At 58.7% G+C, this 17,727-nt stretch carries 12 protein-coding genes; 7 read left to right on the top strand and 5 right to left on the bottom strand.

What is annotated here, in order from left to right:
• Positions 1-170: 170 nt before the first annotated feature.
• Positions 171-740 (bottom strand): pseudouridine synthase, encoded by a 570-nt coding sequence (locus GNZ12_RS33565; RefSeq protein ID WP_172316306.1) that lies wholly within the window; start codon positions 738-740, stop codon positions 171-173.
• A 339-nt stretch (positions 741-1,079) separates the two neighbouring features.
• Here GNZ12_RS33565 and icd point away from each other — a divergent pair, with 339 nt between their 5' ends.
• The 7 genes from icd (at position 1,080) to GNZ12_RS33600 (ending at position 8,100) form a co-directional block, all read left to right on the top strand.
• Positions 1,080-2,336: an NADP-dependent isocitrate dehydrogenase gene (gene icd, locus GNZ12_RS33570; protein WP_172316307.1), complete on the top strand. Its 1,257-nt coding sequence runs from the start codon at positions 1,080-1,082 to the stop codon at positions 2,334-2,336.
• Positions 2,337-2,512: 176 nt separating this feature from the next.
• Positions 2,513-3,769: a tyrosine-type recombinase/integrase gene (locus tag GNZ12_RS33575; protein ID WP_172316308.1), complete on the top strand. Its 1,257-nt coding sequence runs from the start codon at positions 2,513-2,515 to the stop codon at positions 3,767-3,769.
• 145 nt (positions 3,770-3,914) lie between these two features.
• On the top strand, positions 3,915-4,394 hold the full coding sequence (locus GNZ12_RS33580; RefSeq protein ID WP_172316309.1) for a hypothetical protein: 480 nt from the start codon (positions 3,915-3,917) through the stop codon (positions 4,392-4,394).
• A gap of 74 nt (positions 4,395-4,468) precedes the next feature.
• Complete coding sequence (locus GNZ12_RS33585) at positions 4,469-4,699, top strand: helix-turn-helix transcriptional regulator (RefSeq protein ID WP_172316310.1); 231 nt, start codon at positions 4,469-4,471, stop codon at positions 4,697-4,699.
• A 201-nt stretch (positions 4,700-4,900) separates the two neighbouring features.
• Entirely contained in the window at positions 4,901-5,197 is a 297-nt protein-coding gene (locus GNZ12_RS33590; protein WP_172316311.1) for a hypothetical protein, read from the top strand.
• Complete coding sequence (locus tag GNZ12_RS33595) at positions 5,194-7,650, top strand: phage/plasmid primase, P4 family (RefSeq protein WP_172316312.1); 2,457 nt, start codon at positions 5,194-5,196, stop codon at positions 7,648-7,650. Before GNZ12_RS33590 ends, GNZ12_RS33595 begins: the two co-directional genes overlap by 4 nt.
• Positions 7,651-7,827: 177 nt before the next feature.
• On the top strand, positions 7,828-8,100 hold the full coding sequence (locus tag GNZ12_RS33600; RefSeq protein ID WP_172316313.1) for a hypothetical protein: 273 nt from the start codon (positions 7,828-7,830) through the stop codon (positions 8,098-8,100).
• Positions 8,101-8,189: 89 nt separating this feature from the next.
• Here GNZ12_RS33600 and GNZ12_RS33605 read toward each other — a convergent pair whose 3' ends face one another.
• The 4 genes from GNZ12_RS33605 to GNZ12_RS33620 form a co-directional block, all read right to left on the bottom strand.
• The gene (locus GNZ12_RS33605) at positions 8,190-13,082 is read right to left on the bottom strand and encodes an NACHT domain-containing protein (protein ID WP_172316314.1); all 4,893 of its coding nucleotides are present in this window, start codon (positions 13,080-13,082) and stop codon (positions 8,190-8,192) included.
• A gap of 734 nt (positions 13,083-13,816) precedes the next feature.
• Positions 13,817-15,373, bottom strand: a complete 1,557-nt coding sequence (locus GNZ12_RS33610; RefSeq protein WP_172316315.1) for a restriction endonuclease — start codon at positions 15,371-15,373, stop codon at positions 13,817-13,819.
• A 387-nt stretch (positions 15,374-15,760) separates the two neighbouring features.
• Positions 15,761-16,132: a hypothetical protein gene (locus GNZ12_RS33615; protein WP_172316316.1), complete on the bottom strand. Its 372-nt coding sequence runs from the start codon at positions 16,130-16,132 to the stop codon at positions 15,761-15,763.
• 1,339 nt (positions 16,133-17,471) lie between these two features.
• On the bottom strand, positions 17,472-17,678 hold the full coding sequence (locus tag GNZ12_RS33620; protein ID WP_007180614.1) for a cold-shock protein: 207 nt from the start codon (positions 17,676-17,678) through the stop codon (positions 17,472-17,474).
• Between the last annotated feature and the right edge of the window lie 49 nt (positions 17,679-17,727).

Here is a 17,727-nt window from a genome sequence, read left to right on the forward strand (position 1 = left end):
AGCAAATGAATGGTTGCGTAGTGATCGTGAACGCAATTGTTTCACGCGTTTTTCATGTTGGTTTCACGGGCGAATTTGTTTGCGGATACAACGAGTTAGCTTTTTCGCTGCGAGGGAAAATACATGTTCAGTGCGGGTTCAATGCGGACGAAGTACGCAGGTAAACGCGTTCAAACGGTGCCTTCCCATGGTGCGTTCAGCGGCAATTCAACACTCTCTCCTGGCTGCAGTCCGAGTGAAAAAATGTCAAGAGCGCCGACACCGGCGCGCACGAGGCGCAACGTCGGAAAACCTACCGCCGCCGTCATGCGACGCACCTGGCGGTTCTTGCCCTCGGTGATCGACAATTCGATCCACGTGGTCGGAATCGCGGCGCGATAGCGGATCGGCGGCGTGCGAGTCCACAGCGAATCAGTCGGCTCGACGTATTCAGCGCGGCAGGGCCGCGTCACGTAATCGCCGAGATCGACGCCGCGCGCGAGCTGCTTCAGCGTGGCATCATCGACTGCGCCTTCCACTTGTGCCCAATAGCGTTTGACAAGTTTGTGGCGCGGCTCGGCGATGCGCGCCTGCAACGCGCCATCGTCGGTGAGGAGCAGCAGCCCTTCGCTATCGGAGTCGAGCCGGCCCGCTGGATAGACGCCGGGCACTTTCACCCAGTCGGCCAGCGACGCCCGCGTTTCGTGCGGCGAAAACTGACAGATGGTGCCGAACGGTTTGTTCAGGGCGAGAAGTCGCATAAGGGAATCGAAGAAGATCGAGCGGCGCCGGCTGCGGCGGGGACGTGCCACGCAGGCCGAGAGAGGTGCTGGCTCGGTAGTAAATGGCGGAATAATAATGCATAATGAGCCGCTTCAACTCTTATGTCTTATATAAGACATAAGAATAAATGCTCTGATTGATTTGATTTTCGACAATGTTGGAAAACCCCGAGCCGCTACGGGCTCGTTGCAAAGTCGGCGTGGGCTAGAATAGACAGTCTAGCCGCTCGCGGGCGTCCGGCATTGCGCGTAGCGAGGAGCACCCGGTTTTCGCAGTCTCCCATCAGCTTTCAGCACAGCTTTCACTGGAGTCCGATCATGCCGTATCAGCACATCAAGGTTCCGACGGGCGGTGACAAGATCACTGTCAACGCAGATTTCTCGCTCAATGTTTCCGACCAGCCCATCATTCCGTATATCGAAGGCGACGGAACGGGCCTCGACATCACGCCGGTGATGTTGAAGGTGGTGGATGCCGCAGTAGAAAAAGCTTACGCAGGCAAGAGGAAAATCCATTGGATGGAAATCTATGCCGGCGAGAAGTCGACCAAGGTGTACGGCCCGGACGTGTGGCTGCCGGAAGAAACGCTGCAGGTGCTGAAGGAATACGTCGTCTCGATCAAGGGTCCGCTCACCACACCGGTTGGCGGTGGTATCCGTTCATTGAACGTCGCGCTGCGTCAGGAACTCGATCTGTATGTTTGCCTACGCCCGGTGCAGTACTTCAAGGGCGTGCCTTCGCCGGTGCGCGCGCCGGAAAAGATCGACATGGTGATCTTCCGCGAGAACTCGGAAGACATTTACGCCGGCATCGAATGGCCTGCTGAGTCGGAACAGGCGAAGAAGGTCATCAAGTTCCTGCGCGAAGAAATGGGGGTGAAGAAGATCCGCTTCCCTGAAACCTCGGGGATCGGTATTAAGCCGGTGTCGCGCGAAGGCACGGAGCGCCTGGTGCGCAAGGCGATCCAATATGCGCTCGACAACAATCGCCGCTCGGTCACCTTGGTGCACAAGGGCAACATCATGAAGTTCACGGAAGGTGCGTTCCGTGACTACGGTTATGCGTTGGCGCAAAAGGAATTCGGCGCGGAACTGATCGACGGTGGCCCGTGGATGAAGCTCAAGAACCCGAAAACGGGTGGCGACATCGTGGTGAAAGACGTGATCGCCGACGCGTTCCTGCAGCAGATCCTGCTGCGTCCCGCGGAATATGACGTGATCGCCACGCTGAACCTGAACGGCGACTACATTTCAGACGCGCTGGCCGCGCAAGTCGGCGGTATCGGGATTGCGCCGGGCGCGAACATGTCGGATTCGGTCGCGATGTTCGAGGCCACGCACGGCACTGCGCCGAAGTACGCCGGCAAAGACTACGTGAACCCGGGTTCGGAAATTCTCTCCGCTGAGATGATGCTTCGCCACATGGGCTGGACCGAAGCGGCCGACCTGATCATCAAGTCGATGGAAAAGTCGATTCTGCAAAAGCGGGTGACGTATGACTTCGCGCGCCTGATGGAAGGCGCGACGCAGGTATCCTGCTCGGGTTTTGGTCAGGTGTTGATCGAAAACATGTAAGGATGTCCAACGTGTTCCGGAGAAATCCGGCGAGCCCCGATGTACACTACGTGTAGTCGGGGTTTTTGTTTTATAAGGTCCGACAAGGTGTGAGGAATTCCGGGAGTTAGTGAGGGGAAATCTGAGGGGAATTGTGAGGAATTGGCCTCGAATTCCTCACTAGTGAGGGGAGTAAAATGACCCGAAGCCGACACTTCAATTACACCCTGACGCCGACGCGGCTAAACAACGCCAAACCTCAGGAAAAACCATACAAGCTTACAGATGGCGGCGGGCTGTATGTGTTGGTGATGCCGCGCGGAGCGAAAACTTGGATTTACCAGTATTCGCTCGACGGCAAGCGGCGCGAGGTGACTATTGGGCGCTATCCAGAAATCGGTGTGGCAGATGCACGAGACCGTCACGCCGAGTACCGGGCGATGGTGGAGCACGGAAGCAACCCGGCTGCATACAAGCGGGCGGATGATGCCGAGCGTAAGGCGCGGGCGGAACTGAAGGCCGACGAAGGGCAGTTCAAAGCGTTTTCCCTCAAATGGCTGGATGAGCGGCTGGGCAGCAAGTCGGACGGCTACAGCAAACAGATGCGCTCGTCGCTGGAGCGGTTCGTGTGGCCGGACATTGGCAGCAAGGCGCTGGAGGACGTGAAGGCTGCCCATGTGTTGGCGATCATCGAGAAGCGGCGCGACACGCCGAACACCGCGGAGAACGTCCGCGTGCTCATTCAGCAGGTCTACAACTACGCGATCCAGAAGCTGTTGGTTGAGACGAACCCGGCATTGGCGCTGCGTGGCGTCATTCAGGTTCCGAAGGCTGAGCATCACAGGCACCTGAGCGAACCGGAACTAGGGGCTTTCTGGCGGGCCGTGGGAAAGCAGGGCGCGCATCCGTCCACCACGGCGGCGACTAAGCTGTTGATGTACAGCATGTGCCGCAAGGCTGAGGTGCTGCGAGCCAAATGGTCGGAGATCGACACTGACAAAGCACAATGGGATATCCCGGCCGCTCGGATGAAGTCACGCAGGCCGCATCGTGTCTACCTGTCCACCCAAGCCCTAGAATTGCTTGAAGTGCAACGAGCATTGACTGGTGCCGGCGAATACGTGTTTCCCTCCGCGTTCCGGGCCAATGTGCCGATGGCTGATGCGACGCTCAATCACCTCTTCAAGCGGCTGGATTTTGGCGTGCCTGAGTTTTCACCTCACGGCACACGCGGCACGGCGGCGACACTGCTGCGCGAACACGGTTTCAGTCGAGACGTTGTTGAGTTGCTGCTGGCGCACACCGAGCGAAGCCAGACGGCGGCGAGCTATCACCATCACGAGCTTGAGGCGGAACGGCGGCGCGCGCTGCAATACCTAGCCGACGAGACCGACCGGCAAGCCGCCATATCGGCGGCAGGAAACGTCGTGAACATCAAAGACAGAGTGGCGTAGCGAGGGGGGCGCGACAAGTCAAACAGCGCCCGGGCTGATGCCCGGAAACTAGGCTTCCTTGAGCATCGGCAGATGCGACCTCGAAATGCGAAATCTTGGGCGCACTCGCACGATATGCTTTGCCTTTTAATTACGGGACACTACCGTGAGCAATAAGCCTGACAAAGACCCACGAGCTGCAGCAGCGGACGAAAAGTACATATTCGAGCATCTATCGAAGCAGTCACCCATCGAGATCATCTTCAAGTTTCTGGAATCGTTTTCCCCTAGCACAAGCGCAAATGGCGGTGCCGCCATGGTCCAATCCGCCAAAGTCGAGCGCTACGTACTGGAAGCTCTGGCTACGCAGCTCCAACTTTTTGCTTACGCAGGCGTCACACTTGACGAAGCCTTTGGTGGAAAAACTGGGCGTCAACTACAACAAAAGCGAACAAATGAAAAGGCATATGCCGTCGCATTTGAAATAGCCTGTGCTAGGGCGGGCGGTGTCACATTTGAAAAAGCGGTCGATGAAGTCGCCAAGAAGTTGAATATGTCACCCGATACGGTGCGCGACCTATACAAGCGCTCAGGTTCAAGCGCCCCACGGAAGCGGGGTGGAAATTTCCCCGAAAATACACCCTGAAATCCCGATCCTTCGCTGGTTAGACTACGAAATACGTTCCCGGACTGGCCGGGAGCATCTCGCAGGAGCTAAGCATGACGAAGGAAATCCGCCCCACACCGACGATCATTCGTCGCAAGCAGGTCGAAGCTCTCACCGGTCTGTCACGCAGCACGATCTACCTCCGTATTTCCCAAGGCACGTTTCCGAGGAATATATCGCTCGGGGCACGTGCCGTAGGCTGGGTGGAATCCGAAATCAACGAGTGGCTCGACCACCAAATCGAACTGAGCCGCAAGGCAACCCCACCGGGCTCACTGAAGTGACCTGCATGATTGGCGACACCGAAAACGTGGGCGGGTTGTGGGAGCCGCCGTAGAACGCCCCGACGCTCACGCATCGGATGTACTTGGGCTTACGCGCCCTTCAATTTTTAGCATGAGCCGGGCGCCTCAATAAATTTTTAACTTCTATCAATATATTTAGGATTACAAATGAATAAGAAGCATAGTCAGAATTCCGCACACATGAAGCAGGCAAGCATGACACGGATCAAAGATGCTTTGGGTGTGATGAAGCCGTGGTTTGATGACCCCAAGACTCATGAGGTGGCAAACGAGTGCATGATGGTCGCGTCGTTCGTCGGCCTGTTTCGCGCGTCCGGGAACTGGGGCGCGGAAGCCGAGGCGTCAGCGATGCTCAAGCAACTCAGTGAATCTTCGAAGATTCCGTATCAGGTGCTGTCCACCTATGCGGATGGCGTGGCGGCGCTGGACAAGCATGCCAGCCGCGAATCGTTGATGACCAAGACAGGTGAACAATGACGCTGGCAACTCTCCAAAATCTCAATCACCGCGATACGCTGGTATCTTTTTTCGGCGCGGTGTTGGCCGCCCCCGTCGCCGGGGAGGTGTTCGTCGCCGCTTCGCTGTACCTGAAGAAGGGGGCTGGTGAAAAGTCCGCGATGAAACAAACCTACGCCGACACGCATGAGGAGCTCGCAAACGCGGTGCTGGCCGCGAGCAGCGACGGCAAGGACTCTTACTTTGCCCTCGCGCGCTATGTGCCGCATCAGACCGCGAGCGGCCACCCTGGCCGGCAAGGAGGCCATGTTCGCGCGCTGAAGTCGGTGTGGATGGATATCGACTGTGGTGAGGCGAAGGCAGCAGCGGGCCACGGGTACACGTCGAAGAAAGAAGCGTTCGCGGGGATGCTGCATTTCGTGAACTGCTGCGGCCTGCCTGAACCTACCTACGTTATCGATTCGGGTGGCGGGATTCATACATACTGGGCGCTGGAATCTGAAGTCGCAGTGGACGAGTGGAAGCGCGTCGCAGGCATGCTCAAGGGTGTGGCTGATGCACACGGCTTTCTTGCCGATCCCGCACGTACTGCTGATGTGGCGAGTGTCATGCGCGCGCCGCTCACAGGCAACCACAAGCTCGAAACTCCCCGTAAGACGGCGATCAAGTGGAGCGGTGCGCCGGTCCAGTTCTCCACCCTTGCGGGAGCGCTCACATTGGCTCACGCGCAGCATTTCGGAAAACTGGCTCAGAGCCCGCAGATCATGCAGCCCACCGAGCCTGGCAACCTGCTGCGTGACACCCATGATCGGCGTCCGCATGAAACTGCCGAGGAAATCTCCCGCGTCGGGGCGATGCTCGCTTTAATCCCGGCCGACTGCAACTATCCTGTGTGGCGCAATATCCTGTGGGCGATTGCCGGCACGGGCTGGAACTGCGCGGAAAGACTGGCACGGCAATGGAGTGCGAGCGTACCGGGCAAGTTCAACGAAGCCGCGTTTCAGACGGTATGGCAGTCGTTTAATCCTGCCCGCGGAATTGGCCTCGGGCCTCTGGTGCGGTACGCCGTGCAGAACGGCTACCGGGTGGATGAACCGGAACGCTTCGCGTGGACCGGTGGCGATGTTGAAAACGGACGCCGCTTTGCCGACACCTTTCGCGGCCAGATTCTCTTCGTCCCCGAAACCGACAAGGAGCTTACGTTCGATCAGAAAGCCGGGTGGGTATCTGCGCCGCCCGGTGCGGCCGAGAGCGCGGCGAAATACGTCCGCGATCAAATGCACAAAGAGTCAGTTGAACTCTACAAGGCCGCGCCGGACTCACAGCTGACGAAGCGCGCCACGGCGGAAGTGGCGCGCGTCAGCAAGGCCCCTCACCTTCGCGCGATGATCGAGATGGCAGCTTCCGAGCCTGGCATGACGCGAAGCCTCAATGATTTCGACGCGGACGCGATGCGGCTGGGCGTTACGAACGGCGTTCTTGACCTTGAGCGTCGCGTGCTGCTGGCTGTGTCCCCTGATTTGCTGGTGACCAAGCGTTGCAATGTCGCGTATGCCGCGATCGCAACCTGCCCGCAGTGGGACCAGTTTCTCATCGATGTCCAGCCTGACCCCGCTGTCCGGGAGTTCATGCAACGGTGGGCAGGGTATTGCCTGACTGGCACTGTACGGGAGCAACAGCTCATTTTCCTGCACGGCGGTGGCGCAAACGGGAAAAGCGTCTTTGTCGAACTGTTCGCATGGGTGATGGGCGACTACGCCAAGAAGATCGCCACGGAAATGCTGATGCACCATCAGCGGAATCCTCAGGCCCCCAGCCCGGACATAGTCTCCCTTAAAGGCATGCGGTTCGTGTATGCGAATGAAACTGAAGAAGGCCGGAAGCTTGCCGAAGCGAGAGTCAAGGAAATGACTGGCGGCGACACCCTGACCGGTCGCGCGCCCCACGCCAAGGCCGATATTACGTTTGCTCCGACGCACAAGCTAGCGATCGTGGGCAATCACAAGCCTGAAATCAGCGACACCAGTCATGGCATGTGGCGACGGATCTGCCTGGTGCCATTTGAGGTGACGATTCCCACAAACAAGCGTGATGGGAAGTTGCTGGAAAAGCTCAAGCAGGAGGGCTCGGGGATTCTCAACTGGGCGTTGGCCGGGCTGCAGAAGTATCAGAATGGCGGGCTCGCAATCCCCAAATCGATCGATGCAGCGACCGCCGGTTACCGGGATGAGCAGGACATCATCAGTGAGTGGATCCGTGACCACTGCACGACTGGCCCTGGCCTCAAGATGAAGAAAGATGAGGCATACCGGGCATACGTGAAGTGGTGCAGCCAGAACGGCCATCGCCACCTTGCGCAGCAGCGTTTCACGCGGAGGCTCGGTGACCGCAAACATCGGCTTCTGCCTGACAAGCGGACCATCGGCGGTCTGGAGCTGAACCAGGACGGAGCTGTCGCCGCGAAGCTGTGGTAGCAGGTTGCGTAGCTTGCGTGGTTTGCGTGGTTTGAGGCTCAAATACAAAAACTTTCTCTTTCTTCTCCCATAGAGAAGTTTTAGAAAATAGCCTTCAAACGACGCAAACCACGCAAACGGTATGCGTCTACACCGTCACCAAATATGCAGGATCACTAACCACCACCGGGGATGAACATGAGTGCATACATCAAACAGCTACAGCGGGAGGCGACATCGGGCTCGCCTGCCAAATTGCCACTTCAGCAGCAGTTCATGGAGTGGTACCGCTCGCTGCCGGAAGTCGCACGGAACCGGCCGTTTTCGATGGTCGAGTTCGAGCAGGCGCTCGGCACGCAGGGCAAGTACATTAGCCCAGTGTTGCTTGAGTTGGGCTGGCAGCGTAAGCGCCGTTGGAGTTCGCACGGCCAGTATCATCGCTACTGGGTGCCGCCTCAGCTCGGCCACTGAGGTCGCCGACGTCGCTGTGCAAGAAACATCCACCGCCGGCGCCAGTTCTGCGCCCCATGCTCCCTGTCCCATTGTCCAGGCTGTCTGCATCAGCCAAGTTCAAGCCCAGCGGACACAGCATCCAGCAGGGTGGTGCGTGCCGATCGCCATTGATCGGCTATCGCGTCATAGCCGGCGACTGGCAATCGCTGACCGGTGCCAAATGCCTGAAGAAGATCGAGCGCCCTGCTACGCGCGTCGGGACCGAGCTTGCCGGCCGCCGCCAGAAAACGCGCGAAGCTGCCGCTGATGCTCGGATCGACGTCCTTCCCGATCCTTGCGCTCAACAAGCCTTCGAGCTGCGAGTCCCGCTGGAGCCTTTCCTCGATCGCCAGATTAGTGATCTGCTGCGCATCGAATTGTGAGCGCCACCGCCGAGTCACTATAGCCTCAAGCAGCTTGCAAAAGGCGGCGCTGTCAGCTCGGCGGGCCGCCACGTGAACCGCCACCGTCCAATCGGCGAACTCGTGACCGAGCGCGTCGAAATCTATGGCAAGTGGCAACTCCTCAGCATCGGGCGCGAAGATCGCGAGCGGGATTGCAGTGGCGACGACCGGCATTTCCTTAAACCGCTTTACGAGCTGTTGACGCACACCTGTGTCTCCAGCGAAGTGGTCACGCAAAATTAGGCCGACGTCGGCATTGACCATCGCGCGGTCATTGCGGCCATCGCGGACGTCGAGCACGTTCCAGCAGCGTGCGAGCAGAAGGTCGCTGCGGGGGCGTTCAGCGGCCAGCGCGCGCAGTGCACGTGCCGCGTACAGTGTGTGCTGGATCTCGCTACGCTCGACAAGCGCGAGGAATGCTGCTCGGGCGGCAGGCGAGGCGCCCGGCGCCGCTGATAGGATCTCGATGAGTCGGTTGCCGTGTCCAACCGATCTGAACCGCTCGGGCAAGCTGTCGCCGAAGACCGCCTCAAACTCGGCGAACCGCTCACAAATCAACCGCTCAACTGAGGGGATGCCTTCAATAAGGCCGCCAGTCTCGAGAAGGACCGGCTTGCCATGATCCTGGAGTGTCGCCAGTACGTCGAGTGCGCCGATTGTCACCAGCCCGGCGAGCGCCGCGGCGCGAACCGATTCATAGTTGTGACCAACCTCAACCGCCTTGGCAACGAGCGCTTGCCTAGCCGCGTCGTGTGCATTTGACGGCAGGGCGCGGTAATGGGCAATGACCATGCGTGCGCGCAACTCGGGATCGGCCTCGAGCATGGCTTGGCCCAAAACTGCTTCGAGCGCCGTTCCAGTCGCGCCGGTCGCGGCGACCTCAATGACCTGCGTACGTAAATCTACTGACAATGGTACCGCTGCATCGAACAGCACGGGCGCGAACTCGGGGTCGTCCGGGTACGCGGCTGCAATTGCGGCGAGTGGTCCGTCCGCCTCGCGGACTCGCTCCAGCGCAAGCGCGCGAACGTTGGCATTTGCGCCGAATGCGCGAAATAGGGGGTAGGATGCATCGTCGTTTAGCTGCTGCGGGAAGGCCAGGATCGCCGCTACGGCCTCATTGTCGGCGGCATCACAGCCACATGCCTCTAGTCCTATGGAGAGCAGGTCACGCCGTACCTCTCGACGAGTACCCATGCGAATCAGTCGCTCGCGCGCCACAGCCTTCTCTTGCATGATCACGGGAAGCAGGGAGGCGAGATCGTCCAGATCCTCGTCGGCCGCATCCGCAAGCGCGTCGATGGCGGACTTGACCTCGGGATGGCCCCGCCCCCAGCCAGCAAGCAGCGCGGTCAGTGCCCAATAGCGGTTGAATCCGTTCTTCTTTTCGCCCAGAAGCTCGATCAGCACCGCAGCGACCGCTGGATCGGCGACCTGTGCAACATAGCTAGGTATGTTGTACATGCCGATGAGCTGGTTCTTGGGCTGACACCAGTAGGCGTTGGCAGCGAAGCGTATCTCGGGATCGGCGGCAGCGAAACGTCCGACCTGGGACCAGATGCGCTGGTTGCCAACGACGCTGAAAGGAAAGTCACGACCGAACTCAGCGAGGATCCAGGCGCGAACATCAGCGCGGTCGACGGGTGACTCCATGAGGTAGGCGCATGCGACGTCCCACTCCCAAGGTGAATCGAAATTGCGCGACGCACGCTTGAGCGCTCCTTTGATGAGCATGTCATTGCCGGGCCAGTACTTCATCAGCATCGTCGCGGCGAGCTCGCGATGCGGATAGGAAACATCCGACCAGAAACTCTGGGCGCGCAGCACGGAATCGATCACTTCGTCGGTTGCCCTACCCGTCGCAGCGAGCCCGAGGATTCCGACCAAGCAGATCTCACCGCCGTGCGAGCGCAAAGCTTCATCGAACAATGGCGCTGCCTCGGGCATATCCTGCCAACCGAGTGTCAGGCTCTCGAGAAGTGCGGCGGCAGTTGCAAGATCGCGCGTGCGGACCAACCCGTCGAGAAGCCGCTGACTGGCCTCAGTAGAGGCTGAGAAGGCCGAGGCGTAGGTAGCCGCCGCGGCCCGCTGAACACCCCGGTCCTCATCGTGCATCGCCTGAAACAGAAGATCCTGGAGTTGTGCAGTCGGCTGCCATCCGTTGAATTTAGCGATCAGAGTTGCTCGACCGGAAAATCGTGCAGGCAGCCAGCGGCTGAGCCGTTCCTCGATGTCGGTCTTCAACGCGGGATCGGGGAGACCTTTCAGCACTGACGCCAGCGCTTCACGACGGGCGGGTAGCCAGTCCTCGGTTTCGACCCGCTGCATTGTCGCGAGCGCCAGCCGTCTAGTCGTCGCGGTCGCGCGCATCGCTGCACCGAATGCGATGTCGCCGAGCAGAACCTGGCGGTGAAAGCGCGCGAGCTCGTCGGAGTCGGCTGTCTCTATGATCGCTACCAGCCGGTCGAACTCGTCGCGTCGCTCGATACGACCAAGAAGGTTGGCAATGACGTTTCGCCAGCGCCCCTCGCCTGCATGCGCAACGACGAACGCTGCAATCTCGCTGAAAGGCCAGCCGCCGATATGCTCGGCACCGAGAAATTCCTCGAAGCTGGCATGAACGAATCCAACCTCACCGGGCGCCTTTTCGACGAGCAGCCCCTGGGTTTCGGCATTGACGGAAAGGATCTCACCGGCCGCGGCTGCGGCATCGGCGTCGGCGAGATCGAAACCCTGTGGCGATGCGAGATAGGTGCGCAGGACATCTCGTGCGACAGGTAGCGGCATGCCGCTACCACCAGTGTGCATGCGCGCCGCGTACGCTAGTGTGGCGATCGCCGCGCGCCTTTGGAAAGGATCGGTCGCATGGCGGAAGCGCGACTCGGTGTCACCTGAGGCCGTCGCACGTCTGTCGGGATGGATCTCGAGCAGGACGCGCACTAGCTGGTCGTAGATGTCGCTCCGGGTGCGCGGAAGAGTCTGGCCGCGTAGTGCGAGGATCACCAGGCCGACGAGCAGCAATGGCACTGACGCGAGCGCCCCCAGGTTGGCGTCGCGCGCCAGCTCGGCCATGAATCTGCTGGTGCGCAGGCTGGCATCAGACATCCCGGTGCCGCCAGACGAGGCTGCCGAATAGCGCTCGAACCAGCGTCCCGCGATGACGCGCTGTTGGGCGGCGGACAGGGGGGCAACAGTACCGCGCTTCCAGTTGGCGGGAAGCGAGCCGATGCGGCTTAAGCCCCGGGGTCGACCAGAGACGATCACGGGAACGTCATGCGCCTCCACGGTAGTGACCAGCGCACTCAGTGTCGAGCGGGCGGCCTGCTCGCCGCTCCACTCGTCAAGGCCATCGATGAGCAGAAGGACGCGCTGCTCATCGATGGCGCGATCGAGCAGATCGACGATCGAGCCGGTGAGAAACTGCTCGAGCGAGCGCCGGACAATCTCCTTGATGCCGATCGGATGGCGGTCTCGGGCGACCTGGGAGGACCAGCGCGCGAACGGGACATAGACAGGAATGTGCTGACCCCAGCGCGTGGCGAGCTCGGGAAAATGTGACTGGCCGTGAAGCAGATCGAGCGCGACGACGCGCAGCAGCGTGCTCTTGCCACAGCCCGCGTCGCCCAGCAGTACCAGCCGCTGGCTGTCACCCAGCCATTCGACAAGCGGCATGCGTCGCATGCGGCTGCTGGCGAGGGCGTCGCTCGGCCTAGTGCCGTCGGGCGATACGATTAGCGGCGAGACCGCAGCGCTGGTACTCCGCTCGCTCGCTGTCTCAGCGATATGGGCACGCTCGAGGGGCTGTGCGGTTTCACGCACCAGCATGTCGGGTTTAAGGAACCGTTCGAGCAAGGTCAGTGCGGGACGGCCATCCTCGTCGCTGATCGATCCGAAGCTGCCGGGATCGAAGTGCTGGAACTGTGCCTCATAAACGCGAGCGAGCTGCGCGCGGACACGCGCGAAGGCAGCGCCGTCGAGCCGCGAGCCGAGGCCGTCGGCAACGTCCTGTCCCAGCAGTGCAGCGACCCAGGGGCGTCCGAAAAAATCGTCGACGAGTAGCGGCTGGCTGCGCAAGCGGTCGGTGAGGTCCTCGCTGTCGAGCGCCGCAAAGGCGATGCCGCGCACCCTAAGCAGTTCTGTCTGGCGTTCGATTTCCTCTTGCACTGCAATCGACCGGAGCGATGCCTGGACTGCAATCGTAAAGCGGGCGGCACGGGCAGGCCAACTGCCAGCAATGAACAGGTTGACCGCATCGCGCAGTTTGGCAGCGCCGAAGCTGCGATGGCGCTTGGCCTGAAGGCAATGGTAGCGGCCGTCTGCCTGACGCGCAAAGATGTCGATGCCTTCCTGCGCATCGCCCTGCCGACCGTAGCGCGCACAATGTTCGACATCGCCGTCGAGTCCGGTCAGCCGGTGACAAAGACGCTCAAAATTCTCCCAGGTCAGCTTATCGAACGGCAGGATCTGGACGCGCGTAGCTACGGGAGGCTCTGAAGGCACCCCGTCGGGTGGGCCAAGTACGGCAAGCGACTCATGGATGGATGGCGTAGCGGGCATCACTATATTCTGGCATCGCGACCTGTGCCTCGCCAGCGCAATTTGGACTGACACAGCGGTAAGCGGGTTCCCGTGCGCTCTGGACCGATAGTTCCGCGACGCACGTTTCCAAAAGTACGGCATGCAGCGTCATCGGGATTTTTCTGCCTAAGACAAGCAACGTTTCCTCCATTCTGACAAACGCGCGACTGCTACCGACGCAGGTCCGAAAAGCAAAAAGCCGCTGCCGAACGCTACCGCAAGGAGCGGCTTTACTGCGATTTCACCGAAAGCCTTGATGGCCTTCATGAATCTCATTCACGACACCCACGTGAACTCCCGTTACGCGTTGGTGGTTCTTCTTGACGATCTCAATGCGAAAAATACATAACCATCGAGAACACAAATGCCAGCGCTATCAAACAAGCCCAAAATTTCTGCCACCCTGGGCTCGATCGATTGATCGCCTCGGCTAAGTGACTCTTTCGTTGATATTTTCGACGCGCCATACGAAGACTCCAACTTTGAAAGGGTATGCCGCGGCAGCGGCATCCTGATCCATTGTTACTGTGGAATCAGCCTGCATCCGCAATTTTTGCACTTGCAGCCGTCTCTTAACACAAGCTCGCGGCAGTCAGGTTGGGAATTTGTATCGCTCATACGCAGCCTCGTCGCTCAGCACTTCGGATTGCCCTAATTGCCAGTTGCTGACATGCCGTCACATTCTCTCCCCGATAAGATTGGTACCCGTTCGTCTACGAGTCGGACACCGGATCTTTCCAGTCATCGGGCATTACGATTTTCGCCGTGATGCCCGCGTGCTGCTCCAGAAGGAAGAGCAAATTGCTGCCGCTTAACAGTTCGATCGGCTTATTGTTGGCAAAGTCGAAGGCCGCTTTGCCGTATCCGCTCGTGGTGACGAGGATGCCCTTTGAAGCACCTTCGTTTTGCATGGTCCCGAACAAATCACGAACCGCGCTAACACCAACGGTATTCTTGTACCGCTTTGCCTGGATAACAACTTTACCGCCAAAAATTGGGCGTGGATCGTAGGCAACGCAGTCCACGCCGCCATCGCGAGAGGCTTGCGTGAGCTTGGTTTCAAGCCCCATTTTTTCGAAGAGGTTTGTGATTAACGATTCGAAGTCGCTTGGCGTCAGGTCCATGAGGTTGGCACGTTGATCGAGCGTCGAAATGACGTCCCGTTCCTCAATGAATCGCGGATCAACCATATTGAATTCGAGGATTGGTCTAACCGGAGCCAACTCGGAGGGACTCTTTGACAGCGAGGCATTGAGCGTCCTAAGGCACGCAACAGGATCGACTTGACTGAGATCGAGACCGTCGAAAATCTCGCGAGTTGTCCGAACTGTAACGAGACAAGGGCGGATGCCCCGACCCGATCCTCGATCGATCGTATCAACGAATCCATTGACAATGATTGATTCAATCTGACCGTAGTAGTCCACGGAAAACATTTCGTGTAAGACGCGGATGACCATCTGCGCTACTACTGAGGTGTATAGCGCTCGTCGCTGAGCTTCCGTGCGCGCAGTCTCGGCGATGGAGTCGGTAGCTTTCACGTACTTGTATGCCTTGACGCTGGGTATGGCTTCGTCGAATTCGGGAAGATCAAACTCGACGACGAGCTGTTTCGACTCGGCGACGTATGCAAGTTTGCCATTGCCCTCGAACCCCTCCGGCAGATGCTGAAACGACTCTTTTTGAATCCTCTCAAACAATTCTTGCATCACGTCAGGGACACCCTGCTCCAGATCGGCCATCCACTTTTTTACGGCTGAGAGCCTTTCGCTTTCGGCGGCTTTCAAATCGGCAACCATGCGATCATGCTCGTCGCGCTTTTTCGCGATCTCCGCCAGCCGAGCCTGTTCTTTCTGGGCGTAGTCAATTTCTTCCTGCGCAAATTTCGACCGGGCTTCGTCAAAACGTTTTTGATATCCGGCTGCGACCCATGGGAGCCAACCGATCAACCGGCTGGGTTGATCGGGAAACCACATTTGAGGTTTAGTGAACTCTAAATCTAAGCTGCCCAAGGACAGCCTAGGATATTCTCGCTCGGTCAGCATCTTCTTGAAATCAACCTTCATCGGCTGCTTGACCCTCGCGGCGAGGATGTTTTCAAGATCAAATATCCTCTCGTCCAACTCGACATTGAGCGCTGCCACTTCCTGCATCCTGGATTCGAGATAGTCTTGCTTGGCCTCTTTGGCTTGCCGCACCACCTCGCGTTCGTACTCGCGAGCGGCTCGCGCGCGGGCGCGTTCAGCTTGAGCCGAATAGTTCTGTGCCATAAACTGGTCCCCCGGAGATCGAATGATTCTTTTTCGTGGTCGCAATTGCGCTGCGGGAACATAATAACAATTGCAACTATGTCCATGGGGGCGAAAATTCTATGGGCTACCCCCGGCCCCTGTAGTTGGCGAGCCGCGCTTGGCGGCGTACTGGGAAAAGGAATTCTTTCTCCGAGCGAGGGATCGGGGCGCTTATCGGTTCCTTTTCAATGGTCGAGTTCGAAAGGATGCTCGGTACGCAGGGGAAATACATAAGCTCAGCATTGCTTGCGCTTGGCCAGCCAAGCGCGCCGCCGGGTTCAGGAGGACAATATCATCGGTATTGGGTGCCGCCCCAGCGTGAAACTCGAGTACTTGATCGCAGCATCGTCTAGACTCGCGACTGCACTACGATGCCGAGGCCATAATCGCTCGTGTCAGTGCGTCGGCGCGCGCGCCGAACCCGAGATCGACAGGGTACATGCTTGCTACAAACACTCGCCACATGTTCCCCTGCGCGCCGCGAAACACGTACAGCCTCGCATACTCTGATTTCCCCTGCACATTTCCGGTCATCTCGGCAAACCAGACAGGATGCGTTCCGATTGCGCCGGAAATTGGACTTCCAGTAATGCCAAATCCTGGCATCGCCGTCGCGACTTGTGAGCCATATTGCTCTAGCGTAAGTCCCGTTGAACTGAAGTCGAACATCGCCGCCTCTCGCTGTCCGTTGTAACTAGCGTAGGTCGCGCCAGCAAACGCCCCTTCCGGTGGCGTCATGGCCTGCCAGTTACTATCCAGGTAGATTGTCGTGTGGCTGGATGCGTTGCCCCACGGGGTAGTTGTCGGCGGAGGAGGAGCGGACGCAGGGGTCGCCGTTGCACTCGGCGCCGCGTTAGCGACTTGGGCAGATTGCGCGATTTGGGCGGGTTGTGACTGGCTGCCCTGTGAGGCGAACGAAGATATGCCTAGTAGCCTCGCGTCTTGCCCTTCCCTGAGGTCAACGCCAAACTGGATTAGCCCCCAAGCGATATTGAATACAAGGATGCACCGCGCTACCAGTGTCCAAACCGGCCGCTCAACATTTGTGGCACAACGCCATGCCATATAAGCCCATGCAGCCCATATCCCGAGCACCACCAGTAACGCCCCTGCTTGATCGCTCGGACTGTCGGCAGACGGTGTCTGTGCGCGACGAATAATCCCATCAGCCGCCCCGATGAGGGCGATATTCAGGGGAGTACCGATAGTCCACCATACCTTGGCTAACCGTTCTTCACCGGCCCATGCCCGCTGTAGCATCCCCATCGAATCCCCCGTGTAGTCGTCGCCTTTCGTTTCGCATGAGGCTATATCCCTCACATCGTCCTTTCTGCGCGCCACCCCACGTAATAGCCTGTCCCGATCCGCGTTATCTGGAAATTGTCCACAATCTTAGATTTGTAACTATCGGCCTTTTTAGAAAAAATCTACGGGCTACCATGGAGACCACCCCGCCCCCGCGGTCGGTTAGCCCCCTTGGGGGGTGTTCCCGTATTCTGGGAAAAGAATTCTTTCATCAAGCGAAGGATTGGGGAGTGCCGGGGACGTGGAAATCGGGCGACACTAAAACCGCGTCGCTAACGATAATGGCCGGCAGCTCCTCGGCTTCCACCGCAAAACGCAGAAGAGTGACCGCCCCGCAAAACTGTGGATTTGCTGCACGGAATCATTGCGCCGACGCAAGCCGCCATGATCGGGCTGGAGCTTGTGGATGAGTGGGTAGCTGGGAGATAGTGAGGGGAATTTGGAGGGGAATTCGAAGTGTATAACTGACGAACCTAGTGCTGGCGGGGATTTTCGGGCGATTTACATATAATGATCGAGTAAGCGATTCGCGCTGGGTTCTCCCGTTCGAATTCAAAACCCCGGCGTCGTGAGGCGGCCGGGGTTTTTTCGTACGGTCGCCAGTGGGTGAGTGCAGAAAGCGTTTGGAAAGGAATGCCGGTGCCTGGTATTTGAGACATTCGCTTGATCGATGTCGCAAGCCGCGGTAGCGACTCACCTCAAATTAGAACGCACCGCCCAAAAAAGAAACCCGGCACGGAGCCGGGTTTCAAAGGACGGGTAACGAACAGTTTCAGGCAGGTGCCTGGATGTTCGATGCCTGTTTGCCTTTCGGGCCTTGCACGACCTCGAAGGTTACTTTCTGACCTTCCTTGAGGGTCTTGAACCCATTCATCTGGATGGCCGAGAAGTGTGCAAACAGATCCTCACCACCTTCGTCAGGCGTGATGAATCCGAAACCTTTTGCGTCATTGAACCATTTGACCGTACCAGTTGCCATTCCAACTTCCCCTGTAACTCATGTCACTACCACGAGCCCTCGAAAAGCT

It is taken from the genome of Paraburkholderia solitsugae (assembly GCF_013177695.1).
In the GTDB taxonomy this organism is placed as follows: domain Bacteria; phylum Pseudomonadota; class Gammaproteobacteria; order Burkholderiales; family Burkholderiaceae; genus Paraburkholderia; species Paraburkholderia solitsugae.

Bases quoted from the DNA above. Each gene is read 5' to 3' on its own strand.
- GNZ12_RS33565 (WP_172316306.1), bottom strand. From the start codon at position 740: ATGCGACTTCTCGCCCTGAACAAACCGTTCGGCACCATCTGTCAGTTT.
- icd (WP_172316307.1), top strand. From the start codon at position 1,080: ATGCCGTATCAGCACATCAAGGTTCCGACGGGCGGTGACAAGATCACT.
- GNZ12_RS33575 (WP_172316308.1), top strand. From the start codon at position 2,513: ATGACCCGAAGCCGACACTTCAATTACACCCTGACGCCGACGCGGCTA.
- GNZ12_RS33585 (WP_172316310.1), top strand. From the start codon at position 4,469: ATGACGAAGGAAATCCGCCCCACACCGACGATCATTCGTCGCAAGCAG.
- GNZ12_RS33590 (WP_172316311.1), top strand. From the start codon at position 4,901: ATGAAGCAGGCAAGCATGACACGGATCAAAGATGCTTTGGGTGTGATG.
- GNZ12_RS33595 (WP_172316312.1), top strand. From the start codon at position 5,194: ATGACGCTGGCAACTCTCCAAAATCTCAATCACCGCGATACGCTGGTA.
- GNZ12_RS33600 (WP_172316313.1), top strand. From the start codon at position 7,828: ATGAGTGCATACATCAAACAGCTACAGCGGGAGGCGACATCGGGCTCG.
- GNZ12_RS33605 (WP_172316314.1), bottom strand. From the start codon at position 13,082: ATGCCCGCTACGCCATCCATCCATGAGTCGCTTGCCGTACTTGGCCCA.
- GNZ12_RS33610 (WP_172316315.1), bottom strand. From the start codon at position 15,373: ATGGCACAGAACTATTCGGCTCAAGCTGAACGCGCCCGCGCGCGAGCC.
- GNZ12_RS33615 (WP_172316316.1), bottom strand. From the start codon at position 16,132: ATGACGCCACCGGAAGGGGCGTTTGCTGGCGCGACCTACGCTAGTTAC.
- GNZ12_RS33620 (WP_007180614.1), bottom strand. From the start codon at position 17,678: ATGGCAACTGGTACGGTCAAATGGTTCAATGACGCAAAAGGTTTCGGA.